The organism is Pantoea sp. ABR1s (genome assembly GCF_057812235.1).
In genome coordinates, this window is record NZ_CM173823.1 from 1,606,223 (window position 1) to 1,625,995 (window position 19,773).

Sequence of the window (19,773 nt, forward strand, 5' to 3'; positions counted from 1 at the left end):
GCGTTGCTTTACTGACGGCTATCCACAGTCCGCAGGAGCGAGGCGATGACAGCCACACCGATACTGGAAATGCGGGGAATTACCCGGCGCTTCGGCAGCTTTTATGCCCTGAAGGGCGTCGATCTCACGGTTTATCCCGGTGAGGTCCACGCGCTGATGGGGGAGAACGGCGCGGGTAAAAGCACACTGATGAAGATTCTGGCCGGTGCCTATACCGCCAGCAGCGGGGAAATTTTAATTGAAGGCAAGCCCTGGGCGCTGAAAGGGCCGAAAGAGGCTCTGGCCGCCGGGATCACCCTGATTTATCAGGAGATCAACCTGGCACCCAACCTGACGGTGGCGGAGAACATTTTTCTCGGCAGCGAAATCGCGCCCGGCGGGCTGGTCAGGCGGCGGCAGATGGCCGAAGAGGCGCAGCGGGTCATTGACCGGCTCGGCGCGCAGTTCAGCGCCTGGGATCTGGTCAGCCGTCTGAGCATCGCCGAGCAGCAGCAGGTGGAGATCGCCCGCGCGCTGCAGCGCAACAGCCGCATTCTGGTGATGGATGAGCCGACCGCCGCGCTCTCCAACCGCGAAACCGAACAGCTGTTCGCGCTCATCAAACGGCTGCGCAGCGAAGGCATGGCGATCATCTATATCAGCCACCGCATGGCGGAGGTGTATGAGCTGTCCGATCGCGTCAGCGTGCTGCGCGACGGGGAGTATGTAGGCAGCCTGACCCGTGATCAGCTTAACGCCAGCGAACTGGTGCGGATGATGGTCGGACGGCCGCTCAGCGACCTGTTTAACAAAGACCGTGCTATCCCGCTGGGCGATATCCGGCTGGCGGTCAATCACCTTACCGACGGTGGCAAAGTGCATCCCAGCAGTCTTGAAGTGCGGGCCGGAGAGATTGTCGGCCTGGCCGGGCTGGTGGGCGCAGGCCGCAGCGAGCTGGCACAGCTGATTTTTGGCGTGCACAAGCCGAAAGAGGGCGAGATCTGGATCGATGGCGAAAAGGTCACCATCCATTCACCGCGCGATGCGATTGCACGCGGCATCGGTTTCCTCACCGAAAACCGCAAAGAGCAGGGATTGTTTCTGGAGATGGCGGCGCAGGAGAACATCGTGATGGCGACGCTGGAACGTGACGCCAGTTACGGGATGCTGAACCGCCGCAAAGGGCAGACCATCGCCAATGAGGCGATCGCTTCACTCAATATTCGCGTTCCTCACGCTCAGGTCCGGGCAGGCGGTCTGTCGGGCGGTAACCAGCAGAAGCTGCTGATTTCGCGCTGGGTGGCGATTGGCCCGCGCATTCTGATCCTCGATGAACCGACGCGCGGCGTCGATGTCGGGGCGAAAAGCGAGATCTACCGGATGATGCAGGAGATGGCGCGGCAGGGCGTGGCGATTCTGATGATCTCCAGCGAACTGCCGGAAGTGGTCGGGATGAGCGACCGCGTTTACGTGATGCACGAAGGCACCATCGTCGGTGAGCTGGAGGGCAGCCACATCAGTCAGGAAAATATTATGACGCTGGCAACCGGTGCGCACAGCGCGTCAGCAGGCGAAATCTAAGGAGACCACCATGACACAACTGGCCCGCACCAAAGCACCGACGCTGAAACGCGCCCTGATGGGCGATCTGCTGCAAACGGTGGGTATCCTGCCGATTCTGATCCTGATCGTGGCGATATTTGGTTTCGTCACGCCGAACTTCTTTACCGAAGCAAACCTGCTCAACATTACCCGTCAGGCGTCGATTAACATCGTGCTGGCGGCGGGCATGACCTTTGTGATCCTCACCGGCGGCATCGACCTGTCAGTGGGGTCAATGCTGGGGACCACCGCGGTGGTGGCGCTGGTAGCGTCGCTGGATCCGATGCTGGCTTCCATGACCATTCCGATGGCGCTGGGCGCCGGCCTGGTGATGGGGCTGTTCAACGGCATCCTGGTCGCCTGGGCCGGGTTGCCGCCCTTTATCGTCACGCTTGGCACCTACACCGCGCTGCGCGGAGCCGCTTACCTGCTGGCGGATGGCACCACGGTAATCAACTCCGATATTAACTTTGAGTGGATCGGCAACGGCTATCTCGGGCCAGTGCCGTGGCTGATTGTGATTGCCTTTGCGGTGATCGCCATCTGCTGGTTCATCCTGCGCCGCACCACGCTGGGCGTCCATATCTACGCGGTCGGCGGCAATATCCAGGCGGCGCGTCTCACCGGCATCAAGGTGGGGATGGTGCTGCTGTTTGTCTACGGCATGAGCGGGCTGCTGTCGGGGCTGGGCGGACTGATGAGTGCCTCGCGGCTTTACAGCGCCAACGGCAACCTTGGGGTGGGCTATGAGCTGGATGCGATTGCGGCGGTGATCCTCGGCGGCACCAGCTTTGTCGGCGGCATCGGCACCATCACCGGCACCCTGATTGGCGCACTGATTATCGCCACGCTGAATAACGGCATGACGCTGATGGGGGTCTCCTACTTCTGGCAGCTGGTGATCAAGGGCGCGGTCATCATCATCGCGGTTCTGATCGACAAATACCGTACCCGTCATCATGTGAGTTGAGTCTTATAAGGGCGGATGTGCCATTTCACCTCCGCAACCTAAAAAACGCCATTAAGTGGTTGGCACCTTGAAAACAGCAGGAGAAGGTCTATGCGTTTTAATCCGATTGTAACCGGGCTGCTGGCGGCGACGCTGTTCAGTACCGGCCTGGCTCAGGCAAAAGAACTCAAATCTATCGGCGTAACGGTCGGCGATCTGGCAAACCCCTTCTTCGTGCAGATCACCAAAGGCGCAGAGATGAAGGCGCGTCAGCTGGCGGGCGATAAGGTGAATGTGACGCTGGTCTCCAGCGGCTACGATCTCGGTCAGCAGGTGGGCCAGATTGATAACTTTATTGCGGCCAAAGTCGACATGATTATCCTCAACGCCGCCGACTCCAAAGGGATCGCCCCGGCGGTGAAGCGGGCGCGTGATGCCGGTATTGTAGTGGTGGCGGTCGACGTGGCGGCCGATGGCGCGAATGCGACCATCACCTCCGATAACACCGAGGCGGGCGCGATGGCCTGTAAATATATTGCTGACCGCCTGAAGAACAAAGGCAACGTGGTGATCATCAACGGACCACCGGTCTCTGCGGTGCAGAACCGCGTTGAAGGCTGTATGACCGAACTGAAAACCCATCCGGACATCAAGCTGCTCTCTTACAACCAGAACGCCAAAGGCAGTCGTGAAGGCGGACTGGAAGTCATGACCGGTCTGCTTTCTGCCAATCCAAAAATTGATGCGGTGTTTGCCATCAATGACCCGACAGCGATTGGCGCAGACTTAGCGGCGAAACAGGCGCAGCGCAGTGAGTTCTTTATCGTTGGCGTCGATGGCTCGCCGGACGGTGAAGAGGCGCTGAAGCGCAAGAATTCACTGTTCGTCGCGACGCCTGCGCAGGACCCGCAGGTCATGGCCGCCAAAGCGGTCGAGATTGGTTATGACATCCTGCAGGGCAAACCGGCACCGGACAAACCGGTGCTGATCCCGGTGAAACTGATCGATCGTAATAATATCGGCAGCTACCAGGGCTGGACGGTGAAATAAGCTTTAGTGCGGCACCCGCTTCAGACTTCTGACAGACTTAAATCAGGGTGAATCTGGCAGCAACGAATAACCTTATCGCGCAGGGAACCCGGTCAGAGGAGGAAAGCGTCCCGCGCCAGGGACGGCGCGGGCCGAGCGGCCAGGGATTGGCCTTAGCGACTTTCCGATCTGACCGGGCTCTCTGCGCAGGCTCGCTCTTACAGCTAACCCGGGCCAGACTTTGTCAGTACCCTCAGGAGGCCACCATGCAACGTTCAGAGGTTAATTATTACCTGCAACATACGCGCGAGTTTTTCCGACAGCAGGATGTGCATCTGCCGCCGTGGGCCGATTTCGATGTGAGCCAGTGGCGGGCTCAGGATCGAGAGGTCGCGCAGGAGATTCTGGCGTTGCGGCTGGGCTGGGATCTCACCAGTTTTGGCGCGACTGATTTTCTGCAGACCGGGCTGACGCTGTTTACCCTGCGCAACGGTTCACCAGGCGGGCAGCCGTGGCATAAACCCTACGCCGAGAAAATAATGCACGTGCGGGAAGGGCAGCAGACGCCGATGCACTACCATCCGCGCAAGATGGAAGACATCATTAATCGCGGCGGCGGAAATCTGATTGTCGAACTGCATAACCGCAACGGTGACGGGCTGGCTGACTCGCTGGTGGCGGTGTCGCTGGATGGCCTGCGCCAGACCCATGCCGCCGGTTCACAGCTGCGGCTCTCACCGGGTGAAAGCGTGACGCTGGAGGCGGGCATCTGGCACAGTTTCTGGGGTGAAAGTGGCTTCGGCGACGTGCTGGTGGGCGAGGTGTCGATGACCAACGATGATGAAAACGACAATGTGTTTCTGACGCCGCTGGCTCGTTTCAACCCACTGGAGGAGGATGAAGCGCCGCGCTGGCTGCTATGTAATGATTACGCGCACTGGCTATCCTGCGCGCGGCAGGCGTAATCAGGCAATCTGACTGGCACGCGTTGTCGAATCGGGTTTCACCACATCGGCCGAAAAGACATAACCCAGTCCGCGAATGGTGCGGATCAGGTCGGGCTGGTGCGGGTTGATTTCGATTTTACGGCGCAACCGCATGATCAGCACATCGATGGTGCGGTCAAACACGTCGAGACTTTCGCTGTGGGTCAGCTCCAGCAACTGATCGCGGGTCAGTACCTTGCGGGCGTGGCGTACCAGCGCGCGTAACAGGCTATATTCCCCCTGGGTCAGCGGCACCAGCTCGCGCTGCGGATTAAACAGCTGGCAGCGGCCATCATCCAGTTGCCAGCCGCCAAAACGCCAGCCCTCCTGTTCAGGGTCTGCCTGGGCAATGCGTCCGCTGCGACGCAGGGCCGCCCGGGTTCGCGCCACCACCACGCGTGGATTAAAGGGTTTGGCGATGTAATCATCTGCGCCCATCTCAAGGCCCACCACCATCTCCGCTTCAGAACCCATACCGGTCAGCATAATCACCAGCACTTCGGGTCGCTCACGCTGAAGCTGCTGCAACACCAGTAGCCCGTTGGTATCGGGCAGCATCATATCCAGCATCACCAGCGAGATTTCCGGGTGTTCGCTGAGCATCGATAGCGCCTCGCGTCCCTGATGGCAACGATAGACCGTTAACAGATGTTCACTTAACGCATCCTGCAAGACGTCGCAGACTGCAGGATCATCATCCACCACCAAAATTGCTGGCTTCATTGCGCGGCCTCAATGTTACGAAAGAGTTAATTCAGGAGTCTACACAGGCCAAAAAAGCTTGCTGAGGCAGCGTGCTGAAACGTGACCAGCTTCGCCTGTGAGAGTGCGGAAGCGTGCGCTGGCGCAGAGTTTTTCGGGGCTGCCTGTTTGCCGCAGGAAAACGATTGCGCGGCATCGGTGCATTGCACCATAATCGCGCCTCGTTTTGGTTCGGAATTCTCTTAGGCGTACCCGGCTCTGCCAGGTAATCGATTGCGTCTGTAGATGGCATGGCAATTGCTTTGGGCAGTGGGTAAGTCAGGGATTTCAGGCGATTCTGGCACGCAAGTATGCAGCGGCCGGCATCAGTGTCCCGGAAACAGAATAATCAGCATGCAAACCCCTTTGGCAAGTGAGACTGATGTCTCCTGTATCGAGAGATGATGATGTTAGAAAAACTATTCAAACTCAAAGCGCATAACACGACGGTTCGTACTGAGATTATCGCCGGGATCACCACCTTCCTGGCGATGGCTTATATTCTGTTTGTGAACCCAAGCATTCTGGGCGCAACCGGCATGGACAAGGGCGCGGTATTTGTCGCCACCTGTCTGGCGGCGGCGATTGGCTGCGTGCTGATGGGGCTGATCGCCAACTATCCGATTGCGCTGGCGCCGGGTATGGGACTGAACGCCTTTTTCACCTACACCGTGGTGCTGCACATGGGCTATACGTGGCAGATTGCGCTGGGCGCGGTGTTTCTCTCGGCGGTGATTTTCTTCGCGATGTCGCTATTTAAGATTCGTGAATGGATTATTGCCAGTATTCCGCTGCCGCTGCGCGCCGGGATTGGTGCCGGTATCGGGCTTTTTCTGGCGCTGATTGCGCTGGAAGGGGCGGGCATTGTGGTCGATAACCCGGCGACGCTGGTGGGCATTGGCGATCTGACTAAACCGGGTCCGCTGCTGGCGATGCTCGGCTTTGTGGTTATTGTGGTACTGGAAGCGCGTCGGGTGACGGGCGCAGTGCTGATCGGTATTCTGCTGGTGACCTTTATCTCCATGGGCATTGGTCTGTCGCCCTTTGCCGGGGTCTTCTCTGCACCGCCGTCGATTGCACCGACCTTTATGCAGCTGGATATTGCCGGCGCGTTTAACGTCGGCCTGATCAGCGTGATTTTTGCCTTCCTGTTTGTTGATGTGTTTGATAACACGGGCACGCTGCTGGGTGTGACCAAACGCGCCGGTCTGGCGGATGAGCAGGGTAACGTGCCGAAGATGGGCCGTGCGCTGATTGCTGACAGTGCGGCTGCGCTGTTTGGTTCGCTGCTCGGCACCTCGACCACTACCAGTTATGTGGAATCGGCGGCGGGCGTGAGTGCCGGTGGCCGTACCGGCCTGACCGCGATTGTGGTCGCCGTGCTGTTCCTGCTGGCCCTGTTTTTCTCGCCGCTGGCCTCCAGTGTTCCGGTTTATGCCACCGCGCCTGCGTTGCTGTTTGTGGCGGTGCTGATGGCATCGGGCCTGGCAGAGATTGACTGGAAAGATATCACCACCGCCGCGCCGGTCACCGTGACCGCGCTGACCATGCCGCTGACCTATTCGATCGCCAACGGCATCGCGTTTGGTTTTATTACCTGGACGCTGGTGAAGCTGCTGAGCGGACGTGCGAAAGAGGTGAATGCGGCGCTGGTGATCCTGTCGATTCTTTTTGTGATTAAGCTGGGATGGTTGAGTGCTTAGTTGTTGCCTGGCGGCAGGGAAGGTCGCTTAGCAGCGGGCGGATTTCGCTGTGCAGCGGGCTGGCTATGAGCAGGTTACGCCTGCCCAGGCGATGGGGCGTTTTATATCACTTAGCCGCGCGTTAGCACTGAGCGGGTTTCGCCCGCCAGTCGTTCGGGAGTTTCAGGTTGCCCGTGCAGGCGGACGCGTTAAGGGGCGTACGCCCGCCCCTTAACAATCCCGGCGTCCGGCTGCCTGCGCGCCCCGCTACGCGGGGTGCCTTCGTCACGCCCTGCGGCCGACGGACCGTCCGGACTCGCCATCCCTGGCTCGTGCCGTCCTTTCGCCGACGTCCTGTCGGCTCATCCTGGCCTCCGGTTGTTCCTCAGCGCTCCGGACGCCTCTGGCAAACCCCTGCCGGTGGGTTTGTTACCCGGATGGGCGGGGCTCAAGTTACTGAAAGCGGGGAAAGATTCATAAGGTTTCGCTTTGTAGCAGGCTGACACTGAGCGGGTTTCGCCTGCCAGGCGATGGAACGTTTTAGATCACTTAGCCGCGCGTTAGCGCTGAGAGGGTTACGCCCGCCAGGCGATGAGGAGTTTCAGGTTGCCCGTGCAGGCGGACGCGTTAAGGGGCGTACGCCCGCCCCTTAACAATCCCGGCGTCCGGCTGCCTGCGCGCCCCGCTACGCGGGGTGCCCTCGTCACGTCCTGCGGCCGACGGACCGTCCGGACTCGCCATCCCTGGCTCGTACCGTCCTTTCGCCGACGTCCTGTCGGCTCCCGGCTTCCGGTTGTTCCTCAGCGCTCCGGACGCCTCTGGCAAACCCCTGCCGGTGGGTTTGTCACCCGGACTGGCTGGGCTCAGGCCGCTGAAAGCGGGGAAAGATTCATAAGGTTTCGCTTTGTAGCAGGCTGACACTGAGCGGGTTTCGCCTGCCAGGCGATGGAACGTTTTAGATCACTTAGCCGCGCGTTAGCGCTGAGAGGGTTACGCCCGCCAGACGTATGGGAGTTTCAGCTCACTTAGCCGCGCGTTAACACTGAGCGGGTTTCGTCGGCCAGGCTATGGGGCAGGCGGTGTCTGATACACTGCGAAACATTGCAATAGAGCGAATATGGCGGAGCTGTTGTTATTCGCGGCTGTTCTCGTTTGTGCGTTTAAATTATAAAAGCATTTCACTTGTGGCGTTTGTTGTTACTCGCTACTCCATTTCAGCGGTGTATTTAATTCCATTATTTCTCACATCATGGCTATCAAAAATCCGGGGCTCCACTGTACGCCAACTCCAGGGTGCATTTCCCTGATGTTAAAAAAAGAGGAGTTTCACACATACTTAGCGTTGACAGGATCTCTGAGCGTTTTTGTTAGTTCAGGTAAGCTGATTTTAATGTTGAGCTGACGGAGCTGACGGAGCTGACGGAAAGTTTTATTACGCTAAATCAGTGTTATTCAAATGCCTGTTTTAGCTGTGAATTAACCCGTGATAATTGCTGTTCTCGCCTGTTTTATAAGCCTGCTGCCAGGAGAGAAGAGATATTAAGGCGTGGTTGAATTTAGTCGCCGCCATCTCCCCCGTCACCACCGTTACCTCCCGCACCGCCGTCACCTCCCGTGCTGCCACCATTCCCTCCGTTCCCCCCTGCGCCACCAGCACTACCATTGCTGCCATCCCCTCCATTTCCACCGTTTCCGCCATCTCCCCCCATACTGCCGTTTCCTCCATTCCCGCCATTGCCTCCGGCCTGGCCATTCTGTCCAGCACCTCCGTTCCCGCCATTTCCACCGTTTCCTCCCAGGCCGCCATTTCCGCCATCACCGCCATTGGCTCCGGCACCACCATTTCCTCCTGGCCCTCCATTTCCGCCGATACCCCCGTTTCCCCCTCGTCCTCCATTTTCACCCGGACCGCCATTGGCCCCGGCACCGCCGTTCTGACCCGGTCCGCCATCAGAACCTGCAGCGGCATCAATGAGAATGACATTATGGTGTGAACTCAACATATCCGTTTTGTACTCAGCATGCGCATACGGAATGATGATTAGCGAAGCTAACAAAGTGATTGTTTTCATTTGAAAATCCTTTTCAGAAAACTTTCTCCACCGGTCCCTCCGTTACCACCCGCACCACCCGCACCACCCGCACCGCCTGCACCGCCCACACCGCCTGCACCGCCCGCACCACCCGCACCGCCTGCACCGCCCGCACTGCCTGCGCCACCCGCACCGCCTGCACCACCTGCGCCGCCCGCACCGCTTTTACTTGATGTATCGGGATTATCGGCACTCCCACTATTGCCACTATTGCCGCCATTGCCGCCATTGCCGCCATTGCCGCCATCACCTCCGTTAGTACCTTCTCCCGGAACGCCTCCTTTGCCTCCCGCGCCTCCGTTTTCACCATTGCCTTGTTGTCCGTCTTTGCCTGCTGAGGGCTGGAGGGAGGTATTTGAGGATGAAGTATTCATGTCGCTGGCAGTCTGAGCCAGGGAGTAAAACGGACATGCCACTGTCAGTACGGTGGCTAAAAATAATGGGTAACTTCTGGTAAGTTTCATGTGCTGTTCCTGTGCTAACAGTGATAATGCTCCTGCTATAACGGTTACAAACAGGAGCTTTTTAGTTAATGGACGCCAGACTATCAGTCTCCGCCGCCATCACCGCCGCCATCACCGCCGCCATCACCGCCACCATCACCTCCTCCATTACCACCGCCGTTGCCTGCATCATTTCCGTTACCGTCACCACTCCCGTTAGCATTCCCGGTGCCGTTATTACTGTTATTACCCTGATCAGAACCGTTGCCGTTTTTACTGCCGTTATCATTATTGGAATTATTACCATTCTGGCTGGCGTTAGCGGCGCCATTACCATCACTTCCGCCAGCACCTCCGGCGCCGCCAACACCTCCGGCACCACCTTGCCCGCCTAACGCTCCTCCTGCACCCCCCGCGCCACCTGCGCCGCCGGCACCTCCCGCACCAGTAAGAATGAAGGAAGATTTAGAGGTATTGACGTCAATGTTTGCTGCACTGATATCAAATTGTCTGGCCATACCCTGAGCGGAGTAGAATAAAACCATACTCGCTAACACAGTCATATTTTTAACTTTCACAATGAATCCTCTTTAAGTGAGTAATTAAATTTATTATCTGCGCTGCCAAAGGTATGTTAATTTTCCTCAAATCCTTCTTGTCAGTCTTCCTCCGTTTTGGAGTTTCTTTATGCGTCCTTTATTTTATTTTATGTGAAAGGCGGGAATACATTGCCAGTATGTGGCACTAATTTTAAGAAATAGCTTCTACAGTCTGCTGTTATTTATATTGCACAGCAATTATGGAGTGACAAGCTCAATAATGATGTTTTTTGTTGCTGTGTATGTTTTTATATTTCGTCTGCAATATGCTTCAGTTATGTTACGGCTTTTAATTTCATCTGTTACTGCAGCTGATGCGCGAGTCAGGCAAATCTATTTCTCTCTGCGATTGCCCGGGCTATCCGTTCGTATCAAGGGCTGATGATGGAGAGTTTATTCGTGATGCATATCAGACCAGGGCTATCGTGCAGACGGGCACGCTCATCAACGCACTCAGCGCGTTTTCTGCCTGAAGGCTGGATTGCTGCGGCCGGGCTGAAGCATCCTTATGCCGGTCTGTTCTGCCATATTCATCGTACTAATAAAGCATTCATATCCTGCGAGACGTCACAGAACCGGCCCGCGTTTAAAGTGATCTACAGAAGTTCCTGACGTTATTTATAATTATAATTTATGTATTCCTGATTTTTATTGCGGTATTTTTTGCATGCGAAAAGCATCCAGGTTGTAGCAGCCTTAAAAGCCGCGCCTGCAAGGGTTAAATGAAATTTTTATGACATGCAAACCAGTGTAGCGTAACGCAGTAATAAGTTAAGACAACGGTAAGCATAAGGGTTCTGATTGTTTATAACGCACAAAAAACGATTTCTGGTTGAACTGGAAATCATCGAAGCCTGACAAATTTATGAGTTTTTGTGATGCTTTGCAGCGGTGCCATTAATTCTGGTTAATATTATTTATGTGATAAATATTCATTGAAGTTAAAAAAAGAGATGCCGATAGATATATATCGCCGCCCCCCTTCAAGGAATTTTAATGAAAATCTCTACGCGCCTCGGTTCCGGATTTGGCACGTTAATCATCTTTTTCTCCATATGTATCGTTGTCGCTATTCACTCTTTATATCAGGCTAAAAGCACGCTTGAGTCAGTTGTTCAGGGTGATATGAAAAAAACAAAATTAATCAATGAACTTACCCTGGCGCAGCGCGATATGGCGATAACCGTCAGGAATTTATCACTCTTTTCAGATCAGGCTCTTATCCAGGAGCAGTCTGATCGTCTGGTTAAACTGAAGGCTAAATTTGCAGCCAGCAGGGATCAACTGAATACGATGATCAGCCAGTCTGGCGATACGGAAGAATATAAAGCCTTTGCGAAGATCAGTGACAGCGAGAAAAATGCTCTGGATGCCTTCAGTAACACCGTTCCGCTGGCACTGGCTAAAAACAGTGATATCACCGTTAAGTATCTGTTGGAAAAAGTCAGACCCGCTCAGGTTCCGCTGCTTGAAGGTCTTACCCTGATGAGTGAAATCCTGGCAAAGCAGTCGGATGACTCAGTTAATCAAAATGCGAAAAATACCGAAAGAGCCTACATCATCCTGGTGACGCTTTTAGTTGCGGCTATTTTGTTCGGCACGGGCACCAGCATCTATCTTATTCGTAAACTCATGAGCGAGCTTGGCGATGAACCGAGTACAGCGCGGAAGCTTGCTTATGCGATCACCAATGGGGATCTGACCACACCGGTTAGCTTGAAGAAAAATGACACTCTCAGCCTCATGGCCTCTTTAAACAGCATGCAGGTTCGGTTACGGGATATCGTTTCAGAAATTAAATCAGGCTCTTCTTCAGTCGCCCTTTCTGCGAATGAGATTTCTGAAGGAAACAATGAGCTTGCATCCCGCACTGAACAGCAGGCCGCTGCCTTGCAGGAAACGGCTGCGAGTATGGAACAGCTCACCGCTACGGTACAAAATAACAGCAAAACTGCCAGGGACACAGCCAACTCAGCGAGAGATACCGCCTCGATTGCAAAACGAGGGGAAACGGACGTCAAACGAATGTCAGATACGATGAGTGATATTTCAAAAAGCGCGTCTAAAGTCAGAGATATCACCGCCGTCATCGAAAGCATCGCATTCCAGACTAATATTCTTGCCCTGAACGCAGCCGTTGAAGCGGCACGAGCGGGAGAGACGGGAAGGGGCTTCGCTGTCGTCGCGTCTGAAGTCAGAACGCTTGCACAACGTAGTGCGACTGCCGCAAAAGATATTAAAGCGTTAATAGAGCAGGCTGTCGGACAGGTTGAATGCGGCGTCACTGTTGCCAGTGATACGGGTTTGAGTATTCTCAAAGTCGTGCATTTAGTGGATGAACTGGCTGAATCCATGGATGCTATTGCGCTGTCGTCGGCTGAACAGATGCAGGGGATTTCTCAGGTGAGTATTGCAGTCAGCCAGATGGATGGGGTGACGCAAAATAACTCTGCTCTGGTAGAAGAATCATCAAGTGCTTCTCAGTCTCTCTCTGAGCAAGCGCAGTCTCTCAGGCTGATTGTAGAGACCTTTAAAGTATAAATTATCCCGGCGCTGACATGCGCATTGGGTAAATTCCAAAGCAAGAGGCCGGTACTGCCTGTCAGCAGTACCGGCCTTATTCCTCGCATCAGCCGGCTAACGCTTACCTGAAAGGCGGCTCATTAAAGGTACGCAACTTACGCGAATGCAGCTTATCGCCCTCGGCGCGCAGCAGCTCAACAGCGTGAATACCAATCTGCAGATGCTCCGAAATCGCCCCTTCATAGAAACGGTTCGCCTGACCGGGCAGCTTAATCTCACCGTGCAGCGGCTTGTCTGAAACGCACAGCAGCGTGCCATATGGCACCCGGAAACGATAACCTTGTGCGGCAATGGTGGCGCTTTCCATATCGACTGCCACCGCACGGCTCAGGTTAAAGCGCAGTGCCGAAGCGGAGTAGCGCAGTTCCCAGTTGCGGTCGTCCGTGGTCACCACGGTGCCGGTACGCAACCGCTGCTTCACCTCTTCGCCTGGCATGCCGCTCACTGATTTGGTGGCGTCATACAGCGCGCGCTGCACTTCGGCAATGCTGGGTACCGGGATATCAGGCGGCAGCACGCTGTCCAGCACGTGATCGTCGCGCAGATAGGCATGGGCCAGCACATAATCACCAATCCGCTGGCTCTCGCGCAGACCGCCACAGTGACCAATCATCAGCCACGCATGTGGACGCATCACCGCCAGATGATCGCAGATGGTTTTGGCATTCGACGGGCCAACACCAATATTAATCAGCGTAATACCGCGACGATTCGGCGAGGTGAGATGCCAGGCGGGCATCTGGTGCTTCTTCCACGCCAGATCCGAGAGCATCGACTCACTGTCAGCGGTGTCGGCGGTCAGCACCACATCGCCCGCGCAGGCCAGGCTGTCGTAAGGGGTACTGGGATCGCGCACCTGCTCGATCGCCCAGCGCACAAACTCATCAACATAACGGGTGTAGTTGGTGAACAGCACAAACGGCTGGAAGTGCTCTACGCTGGTGCCAGTGTAGTGGCGCAGGCGGGCCAGCGAGAAGTCGGTTCGCAGCGCGTCGAAGTGCGACAGAGGGGATTTTGCATCGGCATGGAACAGGCCATCGGCTGTCTCATCACCAATCTGTGACAGCTCGGTGGTCGGGAAGTGGCGCGCAATACCGGCGCTCATGGTGCGATCCAGTGACAGGTCGGAACCGTCGATCACGTAAGGGTAGGGGATCTCCTGGCTGGAGGGCCCCACGTCGATCTCCAGCTGATACTCCTTCTCCAGCATCTGAAGCTGTTCCGAAATATAGTGGCGCAGCAATGCCGGGCGGGTGATGGTGGTGCTGTAACTGCCGGTGTGGGTGAAGCGTCCCCAGGCACGCGTGCGGTTCTGCTGCGGACCGTCGCCGCGCCAGGTGATGCGCAGCTCCGGGTAAACAAATAGTCCCTGCGCCCGTGCGGTGGCATCGGGCAGCGTGCCGTTTTCGGTAAAGGCTTTAATCGCCTCGCGCAGCGCATCAACGGCGCCATCGTACAGGCGTTCGAGTTCATCCAGCGCCTGCTGGCTGGTCAGGTTTTTCCGTAGTGTCGGCATGGTTTCTCCTTCCATTTTTTTCCGCAATTTGCCCCAAGCTTAGCGGGTTTGTTGCGGAGATTGTTGAAGAATCTGTGATCGCCGTTTTTTTGCGCCAGCGAAGCGGGAATTCTGAGCAGTGCTGTTTTAAGTGAAGATCTGCTGCACTGAAAAACAGTAAGAAAATCTTTACTATCAGAAGGGGTGGTTCGCCACGTTTGAATGCGTTACCGATGAGGAGATGGCGGAAAAACCGCCAGCAGCAAAGCATGGCCAACCGATCATAACATCAGGGAAATAATCAGGTTTGCTACAGCGGGCGGGGCAGTGAGGCAGATTGTGCCGTGGCGGCATTAAAAAGTTTGTAACCATGATTAATTTGCACCGGAAAGACTTTGCATATTTCCCTGCCCACTATCATCATTAGAACTCCTGTCCAGTCTCTTCTGATTTGGTAATCCTTTGCAAAATCCCGGCGTAGCAGTGATGCAGGCGATCAAGCGCACGGCGTGGTACCCGAAACGCCGTTCGTATCGCACGCTCTACTGGCGTGAGATATCGCCATTAGCAGTGCCTATCTTTTTCGAGAACGCCTGTGTGCTATTGATGGGCGTACTGAGCACCTTCCTGGTCAGCTGGCTGGGTAAAGAGGCGATGGCGGGTGTGGGCCTGGCCGACAGCTTCAACATGGTGATCATCTCGTTCTTTGCTGCCATCGATCTTGGTACCACGGTGGTGGTGGCGTTCAGTCTGGCAAAACGCAACGGCAAGCGCGCCCGCGCCGCCACGCGTCAGTCGCTGGCCATGATGACGATACTCGCCTTTGTGCTGGTGATCGCCATTGAGTTCTGGGGCCATCTGATCGTCGATGCGATTGCCGGTGCCGCCGATCCAAAAGTCAAAGCGCTGGCGCTGAGCTATCTGCAGACTTCCGCCTGGAGCTATCCGGCCGCCGCCATCACCCTGATTGGCAGCGGGGCGCTGCGCGGTGCAGGTAATACCAAAATTCCGATGCTGATTAACGGCGGCATGAACATCCTCAACATCATCATCAGTAGCGTGCTGATTTATGGCTGCTTCTCGTGGGACGGTTTAGGGTTTATCGGTGCCGGGCTCGGACTGACCATCACCCGCTATATCGGGGCGATCGCGGTGATTTACGTGCTGATGATCGGCTTTAACGCCTCACTGAAAATTACGCTGTCGAGCTATTTTCGGCGCTGGAACAGCAGCATTCTGATGGAAGTTTTAGGAATAGGCGTGCCTGCCAGTATCGAGTCGGTGCTGTTCAACGGCGGTAAACTGCTGACACAGGTGTTTGTTGCCGGAATGGGCACCAGCGAGATTGCGGGTAACTTTATCGCGTTCTCGGTTGCGTCGCTGATTAACCTGCCGGGCAATGCGCTGGGTTCTGCATCCACCATTATTACCGGCACCCGTCTGGGCAGGAATCAGGTGTTTCAGGCAGAGCGTCAGGTGCGGCATGTCTTCTGGCTGGCGACGTTGTGTCTGAGCGCGATAGCGCTGCTGACGGTGCCACTGGCCGGGTTGCTGGCGCGGTTCTATACCAGCGATCCGGAGGTCATTAATGTGACAAAGCATCTGCTCTGGCTCAACGCGCTGTTTATGCCACTGTGGGCCGCATCCTGGGTGCTGCCCGCCGGCCTCAAGGGCGCACGCGACGCGCGTTACACCATGTATGTTTCGATGTTCAGCATGTGGTGCGCGCGCGTGGTGGTCGGTTACGTGCTCGGCATTATGCTGGGGATGGGCGTGACCGGCGTCTGGCTGGGGATGTTCCTCGACTGGACGGTGCGTGGCATCTTCTTCTGGTGGCGACTTAACAGCGGCAAGTGGCTCAACCGCTATCGAAAAATGATCGCGAAAACCGGCTAGCGCACTGTTCACGCCTTTCCCCCGCCGCGGGGAAAGGCGTCATACCTCTTTCAGCACCATTAAAAATAACATCTCCGTCACATCTCCAGACTTTCGAACCGAATTTCAGACAGTTGCACAAAGCCAGCCTCCCCGGACAGGGTTAGCGTAATGCCTGCTGCGCACCGACGCAGACACTACTTATCAAGGTGACCCTATGATCCGTCTGAAAACGGCGCTGGCACTTCTGCCGCTGCTGTGTAGCGCCCCGTTATGGGCGACAACCTTTGTCTATGTCTCCAATGCTGAATCCGGCACCGTTTCCCGCTATCAGCTCAGCGAGGCGAATGGCAGCCTGCAATGGCGTGGCGATACGCCTGCCGGTAAAAAGATTATGCCGCTGGCGGCCAGCCCGGATGGTAAACGGCTCTATGGTGCGCTGCGGAGTCCGCCTTACTCGATCATCAGCTGGCGCGTCTCGGGTTCGCATGGTGATTTGCAGAAACTGGCGGTGACACCGGTTGTAGCCAGCTTTCCGTGGATCACCACTGACAGAAGTGGGCGCTATCTGCTGGCCGCCTCCTATGACAGCGATATCGTCACCAGTAACCGAATCGATGGCAAAGGGATTGTGACACCACAGGTCACAGGCGAGGTGAAAACCGGGCCGCATGCCCACTCGGTGATTACCGACGTCAGCAATCATTCCCTCTACGTCGGCAACCTTGGCGCGGATCGCGTACTGCAATATGCGTTTGCCGATAACGGCGCGATAACGCCGCTGGGAACCGGATTTGTTCAGGGTGAGAAGAACAGCGGCGCACGACATTCGGTGATTTCGCCCGACAATCGCTTCCTCTATAACCTCGCGGAGATGAGCGGCACCATTACGCAGTTCCGGCGCGCGGCGGATGGGTCGCTGACGGAGCTGAAAACCTGGCCGAATGCGGTGGCGAAGAAATATAACCTGCAGCATGGCGAGCAGCGCCCGGCGGGCTACAGCGATCCCACGCCGCGCATCTGGGCGGCAGACATTAAAATCACCCCGGACGGACAATTTATCTATGTCACCGAGCGCACCTCCAGTACCGTCAGCGGCTACCGGGTTGATAAACAGTCGGGTGAGTTAACACTTATCGGCAGCTGGCCGGTTGAAAAACAGCCGCGCAGTGTTGCGATTGATGTGCAGGGTAAATGGCTGATCGTCAGCGGGGAGAAGAGCGCGGTGATTGGCAGTTACGCTATCGATTACGCCAGCGGTGAACTCAAACGGGTTGCTGAAGCCCCGGCTGGTAAAGGCGCGAACTGGGTGACGCTGATAAGGCAGTAACCGTTTTGAGCCGCTGGCGTATGGCACTGGCTAAACAGATGCGGGCTGCTTATGCCATTTCCGGCATAAGCAGCGCAGAAATTTTTGGTTCTGATCGGGCGTGTAAGCGGGTTTACTCAGGGCATCAACTGATGCGGAGAGCCTGAGATGAAACAGAAACTGATAGCCTGGTTTGAACAGCTGCTGAGCGGCCCTGTGGCGAGTGAACGTGTGCATGATATTAACGTGGAACTGCTGCTGCCGCTAAGCCAGCTGTATGGACTGGAATATTATCCGGCAGTGCATCGCTACCATGAAAAATAATGGTTGTTGTGTGTTGTCTGGTTAAAGGCCCGCTACGTTGCGGGCCTTTTTGTATCTGTAGTGCGCGAGTCATTTCAGCCAGCAGGCTTCACCACGAAAAACAGCAACATCATTATTTTTTATCCCACTTAATACCTCAGCGCCGTTATATGAATGAGTAATCCGGCGCGGATCTATATTCATCAGTGCACGTCTTAACATCCATTCCCTTAACACTCGTAAATGACCTCCACACATAGAAAGTGGCTAAGTCATTACAAATTTGGCTTATAAAACGTTTTATCACCGCTAATTTTACTTTTTGTAAAACCACATCATTATTTTAAGTCAATAAGGAACTTCCGATTGTTAAGGTGGTAATCTGCACGCCTGTGCTTACACAAAACTTACAATAAGCGTTGTTAATCCTTCGATGAAAATGCCTGAAACAGGGAAGTGGCTGGTTTTCGGAGCCAGTTTGTTTATCAGCAATGTCATGGCTGCACCGGTCACGCCGGGCGATCTTGACGTTATTCAAAATCAGCAGCAGCAGCGGTTGCAGCAGGATCAGCAGCAGCGTGACGCATTAACACAGGCGCATCAGGTTGAGCTGCAAAAAACCGAATCGGCGCCAGCCAGCGGCCCCTGTTTTGAAATCAACCAGATTTCACTGCAACAGGCGAGCTTAATCACGTCTGATACACAGAAGAGACTTGTCGCTCCCTATATCAATCAGTGCCTGAGTCTGGACCGTATTAATCAGCTGGTACGCGCCATTTCAGAGTGGTATGTCCAGCGCGGCTATATCACCAGCCGGGCCTTCCTGACAGAACAGAATCTTTCCCACGGGACATTAAATATCACCGTACTGGAAGGAAAGCTTGAGGCGATTCATTTGCAGGGTGCCAGTGCACGTCAGCTGAACATGGCGTTCCCGACCCGTGCAGGTCGTATTTTAAATTTACGCGACATTGAACAGGGAATGGAGCAGATAAACCGGCTTCGTACTACGCCGGTTCAGATTGAAATCATTCCGTCGACTCAGCCGGGCTATTCCATTGTCAATCTGACCAGCACACCCGAGTTTCCTCTGACGCTGGGGCTGAATATGGACAATAGCGGCCAGCGAAGCACCGGCATAGGTCAGCTTTCCGGCTCGCTGGTGGGTAATGACCTGCTGGGTGTTGCCGATCGCTGGTTTGTCAGCGGTGGTCGCAGCAGCGCTTTCAGCGACTGGCGCGATGCGCAAAATTTCCAGGCGGGCGTCAGCGTGCCTTATGGCTATGGGCTGCTGGATTACAGCTATAGCTGGAGCAACTATCACAGTCGCTTTAACGCCAATAGTTTCGACTGGTATAGCAACGGCGACAACATCTCTAACCGTCTCAGCGGATCGTGGGTGCTGTTCCGCAACGGGCAAATCAAAACCGGTGTTCAGCTTGGGCTGAACCATTATGCCAGCCATAACTGGCTGAATCAGACCCTGCTTGAAAGCAGTAGCCGCAAACTGACCAGCCTGCAGATCGGTTTTAACCATACGCAAAAAATTGCGGGTGGGGTGGCCACCCTGAACCCGATGCTGAGCCGCGGGATGCCGTGGTTTGATGCGGAAAGCGACAAGGGTAAAAGCGACGATTTTCCGAAAGCTGAATTCCGCAAATGGAGCGTCAGCAGCAGCTATCAGCGGCCTGTCACTCAGAAAATGTGGTGGCTCAGCAGCTTTTACGCTCAGTGGTCGCCGGATCGCCTCTATGGCAGCGAACGCCTGACGATTGGTGGCGAGAACTCGGTTCGCGGCTACAAGGAGCAATACCTGTCCGGCGATGTTGGCGGCTATCTGCGTAACGAACTGAATTACTCGCTGTTTACACTGCCTGCAATCGGCGAGGTCAGCACCACCCTGGCGCTGGACGGCGGGTGGCTCCAGAGCGACAAACAGGATCGCTACGCAGCAGGCACGCTGTGGGGCAGTTCGCTGGGACTTGGCACCCGTAACGCGCATGTCTCCACTCAGCTGTCGCTGGGTATCCCTGTCAGCTACCCCAATTATCTTGCGCCCGATCGCCTCAGCGTTTACGCGCGTGTTGGACTCGTTTTTTAAAAAA

15 protein-coding genes are annotated in these 19,773 nt (G+C 55.6%); 11 read left to right on the top strand and 4 right to left on the bottom strand.

Annotated features, from left to right (window positions below; all coding sequences use genetic code 11):
- Nucleotides 1–45 precede the first annotated feature (45 nt).
- The 4 genes from ACXKZD_RS07325 (at nucleotide 46) to ACXKZD_RS07340 (ending at nucleotide 4,524) form a co-directional block, all read left to right on the top strand.
- Complete coding sequence (locus ACXKZD_RS07325) at nucleotides 46–1,560, top strand: sugar ABC transporter ATP-binding protein (protein WP_061703818.1); 1,515 nt, start codon at nucleotides 46–48, stop codon at nucleotides 1,558–1,560.
- Nucleotides 1,561–1,570: 10 nt separating this feature from the next.
- On the top strand, nucleotides 1,571–2,551 hold the full coding sequence (locus ACXKZD_RS07330; protein ID WP_010247757.1) for an ABC transporter permease subunit: 981 nt from the start codon (nucleotides 1,571–1,573) through the stop codon (nucleotides 2,549–2,551).
- A 90-nt stretch (nucleotides 2,552–2,641) separates the two neighbouring features.
- The gene (locus ACXKZD_RS07335; protein WP_010247755.1) at nucleotides 2,642–3,580 is read left to right on the top strand and encodes an ABC transporter substrate-binding protein; all 939 of its coding nucleotides are present in this window, start codon (nucleotides 2,642–2,644) and stop codon (nucleotides 3,578–3,580) included.
- A gap of 245 nt (nucleotides 3,581–3,825) precedes the next feature.
- Nucleotides 3,826–4,524 (top strand): D-lyxose/D-mannose isomerase, encoded by a 699-nt coding sequence (locus tag ACXKZD_RS07340; RefSeq protein WP_033758243.1) that lies wholly within the window; start codon nucleotides 3,826–3,828, stop codon nucleotides 4,522–4,524.
- On the opposite strand, the gene ACXKZD_RS07345 is transcribed toward ACXKZD_RS07340, so the two are convergent.
- Nucleotides 4,525–5,268: a response regulator gene (locus ACXKZD_RS07345; RefSeq protein ID WP_033758242.1), complete on the bottom strand. Its 744-nt coding sequence runs from the start codon at nucleotides 5,266–5,268 to the stop codon at nucleotides 4,525–4,527.
- Nucleotides 5,269–5,690: 422 nt separating this feature from the next.
- Between ACXKZD_RS07345 and ACXKZD_RS07350 the strand changes: the two genes are divergently transcribed.
- Nucleotides 5,691–6,989 carry an NCS2 family permease gene (locus ACXKZD_RS07350; protein WP_212685931.1) on the top strand — a complete coding sequence of 433 codons (1,299 nt, stop codon included), beginning with the start codon at nucleotides 5,691–5,693 and terminating at the stop codon, nucleotides 6,987–6,989.
- A gap of 1,444 nt (nucleotides 6,990–8,433) precedes the next feature.
- On the opposite strand, the gene ACXKZD_RS07355 is transcribed toward ACXKZD_RS07350, so the two are convergent.
- Nucleotides 8,434–8,952 carry a hypothetical protein gene (locus ACXKZD_RS07355; RefSeq protein ID WP_488981974.1) on the bottom strand — a complete coding sequence of 173 codons (519 nt, stop codon included), beginning with the start codon at nucleotides 8,950–8,952 and terminating at the stop codon, nucleotides 8,434–8,436.
- Nucleotides 8,953–9,053: 101 nt separating this feature from the next.
- Entirely contained in the window at nucleotides 9,054–9,371 is a 318-nt protein-coding gene (locus tag ACXKZD_RS07360; protein WP_488981975.1) for a hypothetical protein, read from the bottom strand.
- A gap of 222 nt (nucleotides 9,372–9,593) precedes the next feature.
- Between ACXKZD_RS07360 and ACXKZD_RS07365 the strand changes: the two genes are divergently transcribed.
- Both ACXKZD_RS07365 and ACXKZD_RS07370 read left to right on the top strand, forming a co-directional pair.
- Nucleotides 9,594–9,899: a hypothetical protein gene (locus ACXKZD_RS07365; protein WP_163636823.1), complete on the top strand. Its 306-nt coding sequence runs from the start codon at nucleotides 9,594–9,596 to the stop codon at nucleotides 9,897–9,899.
- Nucleotides 9,900–11,099: 1,200 nt separating this feature from the next.
- Nucleotides 11,100–12,644 (top strand): methyl-accepting chemotaxis protein, encoded by a 1,545-nt coding sequence (locus tag ACXKZD_RS07370; protein ID WP_022625462.1) that lies wholly within the window; start codon nucleotides 11,100–11,102, stop codon nucleotides 12,642–12,644.
- Nucleotides 12,645–12,747: 103 nt separating this feature from the next.
- Here the strand turns inward: ACXKZD_RS07370 and ACXKZD_RS07375 are convergent, their stop codons facing one another.
- Nucleotides 12,748–14,202, bottom strand: coding sequence for an AMP nucleosidase (locus tag ACXKZD_RS07375; RefSeq protein WP_010670874.1), 1,455 nt, complete (start codon nucleotides 14,200–14,202; stop codon nucleotides 12,748–12,750).
- 465 nt (nucleotides 14,203–14,667) lie between these two features.
- On the opposite strand from ACXKZD_RS07375, the gene ACXKZD_RS07380 reads away from it, so the two are divergent.
- The 4 genes from ACXKZD_RS07380 to ACXKZD_RS07395 all read left to right on the top strand — a co-directional run bounded on the left by ACXKZD_RS07380 (nucleotide 14,668) and on the right by ACXKZD_RS07395 (nucleotide 19,769).
- A complete protein-coding gene (locus ACXKZD_RS07380) occupies nucleotides 14,668–16,077 on the top strand; it encodes an EmmdR/YeeO family multidrug/toxin efflux MATE transporter (RefSeq protein WP_033769370.1) in 1,410 nt (469 codons plus the stop codon).
- Nucleotides 16,078–16,273: 196 nt separating this feature from the next.
- Nucleotides 16,274–17,386, top strand: coding sequence for a lactonase family protein (locus ACXKZD_RS07385; protein ID WP_404562462.1), 1,113 nt, complete (start codon nucleotides 16,274–16,276; stop codon nucleotides 17,384–17,386).
- Between the two features lie 147 nt (nucleotides 17,387–17,533).
- Nucleotides 17,534–17,689: a hypothetical protein gene (locus ACXKZD_RS07390; RefSeq protein WP_010670871.1), complete on the top strand. Its 156-nt coding sequence runs from the start codon at nucleotides 17,534–17,536 to the stop codon at nucleotides 17,687–17,689.
- Between the two features lie 412 nt (nucleotides 17,690–18,101).
- Entirely contained in the window at nucleotides 18,102–19,769 is a 1,668-nt protein-coding gene (locus tag ACXKZD_RS07395) for a ShlB/FhaC/HecB family hemolysin secretion/activation protein (RefSeq protein ID WP_427052885.1), read from the top strand.
- The last annotated feature ends 4 nt before the right edge of the window (nucleotides 19,770–19,773 follow it).

Bases quoted from the DNA above. Each gene is read 5' to 3' on its own strand.
- ACXKZD_RS07390 (WP_010670871.1), top strand. From the start codon at position 17,534: ATGAAACAGAAACTGATAGCCTGGTTTGAACAGCTGCTGAGCGGCCCT.
- ACXKZD_RS07395 (WP_427052885.1), top strand. From the start codon at position 18,102: ATGAAAATGCCTGAAACAGGGAAGTGGCTGGTTTTCGGAGCCAGTTTG.
- ACXKZD_RS07340 (WP_033758243.1), top strand. From the start codon at position 3,826: ATGCAACGTTCAGAGGTTAATTATTACCTGCAACATACGCGCGAGTTT.
- ACXKZD_RS07365 (WP_163636823.1), top strand. From the start codon at position 9,594: ATGGACGCCAGACTATCAGTCTCCGCCGCCATCACCGCCGCCATCACC.
- ACXKZD_RS07380 (WP_033769370.1), top strand. From the start codon at position 14,668: ATGCAGGCGATCAAGCGCACGGCGTGGTACCCGAAACGCCGTTCGTAT.
- ACXKZD_RS07345 (WP_033758242.1), bottom strand. From the start codon at position 5,268: ATGAAGCCAGCAATTTTGGTGGTGGATGATGATCCTGCAGTCTGCGAC.
- ACXKZD_RS07375 (WP_010670874.1), bottom strand. From the start codon at position 14,202: ATGCCGACACTACGGAAAAACCTGACCAGCCAGCAGGCGCTGGATGAA.
- ACXKZD_RS07360 (WP_488981975.1), bottom strand. From the start codon at position 9,371: ATGGTGAAAACGGAGGCGCGGGAGGCAAAGGAGGCGTTCCGGGAGAAG.
- ACXKZD_RS07350 (WP_212685931.1), top strand. From the start codon at position 5,691: ATGATGTTAGAAAAACTATTCAAACTCAAAGCGCATAACACGACGGTT.
- ACXKZD_RS07325 (WP_061703818.1), top strand. From the start codon at position 46: ATGACAGCCACACCGATACTGGAAATGCGGGGAATTACCCGGCGCTTC.
- ACXKZD_RS07355 (WP_488981974.1), bottom strand. From the start codon at position 8,952: ATGTCATTCTCATTGATGCCGCTGCAGGTTCTGATGGCGGACCGGGTC.
- ACXKZD_RS07385 (WP_404562462.1), top strand. From the start codon at position 16,274: ATGATCCGTCTGAAAACGGCGCTGGCACTTCTGCCGCTGCTGTGTAGC.
- ACXKZD_RS07370 (WP_022625462.1), top strand. From the start codon at position 11,100: ATGAAAATCTCTACGCGCCTCGGTTCCGGATTTGGCACGTTAATCATC.
- ACXKZD_RS07335 (WP_010247755.1), top strand. From the start codon at position 2,642: ATGCGTTTTAATCCGATTGTAACCGGGCTGCTGGCGGCGACGCTGTTC.
- ACXKZD_RS07330 (WP_010247757.1), top strand. From the start codon at position 1,571: ATGACACAACTGGCCCGCACCAAAGCACCGACGCTGAAACGCGCCCTG.